We start from the raw sequence: 2946 nt of genomic DNA on the forward strand, positions 1-2946 counted from the left end.
ACCGAACATGTCGGTGAGAACGATCACGCCCTTGCCGTTCTCGACGGCTTCGACCGCCGCGATGATGTCGCGTCGACGGGCCTCCATGTCGTCATCGGGGGCGATGGCGATGGTGGCGAGGTTTTGCTGGGGGCCGACGACATGTTCGAGCGCTGAGCGGAACTCGGTCGCCAGATGCCCATGCGTCACAAGGACGAGTCCGATCATTCACTATCGCACCGGAGAGCGCTTGCAGGCGCCCGGACAAGGTCGCGGTTTATGCGGCAGGCGCGCGGGTTAGGCAAGACAGCTGGATTGAATCTTGTCGAAAACAAGGCTCACGCATCTCCCATGAACAGGCGCAGGGCGGTGAGGACAAGCCGCTCGTCACCGGCCCGACCCTTCACGGTCAGCCGCGGCAGGTCGATACCTGCCAGGCGTTCCACCAGCGCTTCCGGCTCAGGCATGCGTTCCGGCTCCTCCCCGCTGCAATCGACAATCAGCCGGATCACGACGCCGGGCAAGTAGGGCTCGGGCGTGAGGCCGAGACCGCGTCGCTCGATCAGTCCCTCCAGCGGGGAGACGGGGTAGCCGACCAACCTGCCGCCAGTCGCATTCAGTTCGGTCCGGTCGTCGGCGACCAGGCGCGCAAACAGGCCGTCCTGCCTGGCGAGCGCGATGAGGGCCAGCGCCAGAACCGATTTTCCGGCGCCGGATGGGCCGCGGATGATGATTCCGGCCTCTCCAATCGCAATCGTGCTGGCATGCACGCGTTCGCCGGTTGCGGCCGTGTTGGCATTGTCCATGGCGGCAACTCAGGCGATGTGCTGAACGGCAGGCAGCCGTACGACGAAGCGGGCACCGAGCCGTGGCGGGTCTTCCGCTCCGGTCGAGCGGTCGAGCCGGTTCTCGGCCCGAATGCTGCCGCGATGGGCTTCGACGATCTGGCGTGAGATCGAAAGGCCGAGCCCGGAATTCTGCCCGAAGCCCTCGTCCGGTCGGTCGGTATAGAAGCGCTCGAAGATGCGCTCGATGGCGTGGGGCGGGATGCCCGGCCCGTCATCCTCGACGCTGATCAGCACATCGGGTCCGACGCGCGACAGTATGACGCGCACGGGCTTGCCGGGCTGCGAGAAGGAACGGGCGTTGTCGATGAGATTGACCATGACCTGGCCGAGCCGGGAATCATGGCCCATCACCAGGAAGTCCTGACGTCCGCCAGGGCGCTGCCCGCGCCGCTCGACCGAAAGCTCGATGCCGGGCTGGCCATCCCGACGCGTCTGGTTCTGCAAGCTGACCACGGCTTCCAGGACCTGGGCCATGTCGACGGGGGCGGCATCGTTGCGTGCCAGCTCCGCGTCGAGCCGCGACGCATCCGAAATATCCGAGATCAGGCGGTCGAGGCGCCGGACATCATGCTGGATCACGGCGAGCAGCCGGCCGCGGGAATCGTCGTTCTTCACGCGCGGCAGCGTTTCCACGGCACTGCGCAGTGAGGTGAGCGGGTTCTTGAGCTCATGGGCGACATCGGCGGCGAAGCTCTCGATCGCCTCGATGCGGTTGTAGAGCGCCTTTGTCATGTCGCGCAGCGAGCCTGACAGGTGTCCGATCTCGTCGTGGCGATTGGTGAAATCGGGAATTTCCTCGCGCGACTTCACGCCCTTGCGCACGCGCTGCGCAGCGTCGGCGAGCTTGCGGATCGGCTCGGCGATCGTGCCGGCCAGCAGCACTGACAGCACGATCATCACGCCCGCAGCAACGGCAAAGACCTGGATGATGGCGTAGCGTTCTCCGGCGATGATGCCGTCGATGTCGCCGCCTTGGGTCGAGAGCAGAAGCGCTCCGCGTACGGTCCGGAAGCGCTGGACCGGCACGGCGACGGAGACGATGGTCTGCCCGCGCGTATTGACGCGCACGACACTGGCTGGAACGCCGCTCAAGGCGCGTGCCACCTCCGGATAGGACTTGCCATTGGCATTGGCGAAATCGTCATAGGCCGGCACGTCGGCACGCCCGAGCCGGCTGCGCAGCATGTTCCATGTGCGCTCGAGCAAGGGCGCCTCGTCCTGCTCGCCGAGGCGCGGCAAGTCGAGGCGGAGCACGTCGCCGCGCGAATAGAGATTGCGCGAATCGAGCGTCAGCATCCCGTCCTTGTCATAGACGCGGGCACGGGTCTTGGTCGGCGTCACCAGGCGCCTGAGCAGCGGCGCCACTTTCTCGGGATTGATCGAGAAATCGAGCGGATCGTCGGCAATGCCGGCGCTCTCACCTGCTTGCAGCTGCAGCAACTTATCGGCGTCGATGGTGATCGTGTCGGTCTCGACCGTCGCGGAGGCCGCGATCGAGGCGGCAATGATCTCGCCCTGCGTCAGCAGGCTTTGCACCCGGGACTCGATCAATCCTTCGCGGAACTGATTGAGGTAGAGAAAGCCGAGCAGCAGTGCCACGAGCCCGGCGAGATTGAGGACGACGATGCGACGCGTCAGGCTGGAGGCCGCGCGCGACGAGATGGCGCGCCAGGCATGCCGTCCCGCAAGCGCTACGCGCCGCCGCAGCGCCGGACGGCTGCGGCGGCCTTCGGCGCGGGGTCTGTCCTGTTCAATCGTCGCCATGCGTGATGCGTTCCAATTCCACGAAGGCCGTTAAGTGTCCCTCGGAGCAGGTCAAGGCATCGATCGCGATTCTCACATCTCCTTGAAGCGGTAACCGACACCGTACAGCGTCTCGATCATGTCGAACTCGGCATCGACCTGATTGAACTTCTTGCGCAGCCGCTTGATATGGCTGTCGATGGTGCGGTCGTCGACATAGACCTCGTCGTCATAGGCGGCGTCCATCAGGGCGTTGCGGCTTTTCACCACGCCGGGACGCTGTGCCAGCGACTGCAGGATCAGGAATTCGGTGACAGTCAGCGTGACCGGCTCGCCCTTCCAGGTGCAGGTATGACGCTCCGGGTCCATGCGCAAC

At 65.3% G+C, this 2946-nt stretch carries 4 protein-coding genes; all 4 read right to left on the reverse strand.

Translation table 11 applies throughout. From position 1 onward, the window contains the following. A partial coding sequence (locus AC1DJT_RS35555) for a PTS sugar transporter subunit IIA (protein WP_476835944.1) occupies window positions 1-207 on the reverse strand: 207 nt, incomplete at its 3' end. Window positions 208-317: 110 nt separating this feature from the next. Further along, complete coding sequence (locus tag AC1DJT_RS35560) at window positions 318-785, reverse strand: hypothetical protein (RefSeq protein ID WP_441491985.1); 468 nt, start codon at window positions 783-785, stop codon at window positions 318-320. A 9-nt stretch (window positions 786-794) separates the two neighbouring features. Then, a complete protein-coding gene (locus tag AC1DJT_RS35565; RefSeq protein ID WP_476835945.1) occupies window positions 795-2591 on the reverse strand; it encodes a stimulus-sensing domain-containing protein in 1797 nt (598 codons plus the stop codon). A 72-nt stretch (window positions 2592-2663) separates the two neighbouring features. Further along, window positions 2664-2946 (reverse strand): winged helix-turn-helix domain-containing protein (locus AC1DJT_RS35570; RefSeq protein ID WP_476835946.1); only part of this gene is annotated, 283 nt, incomplete at its 5' end.

The sequence above is a fragment of the Allobosea sp. 05T422_2 genome (assembly GCF_056396265.1).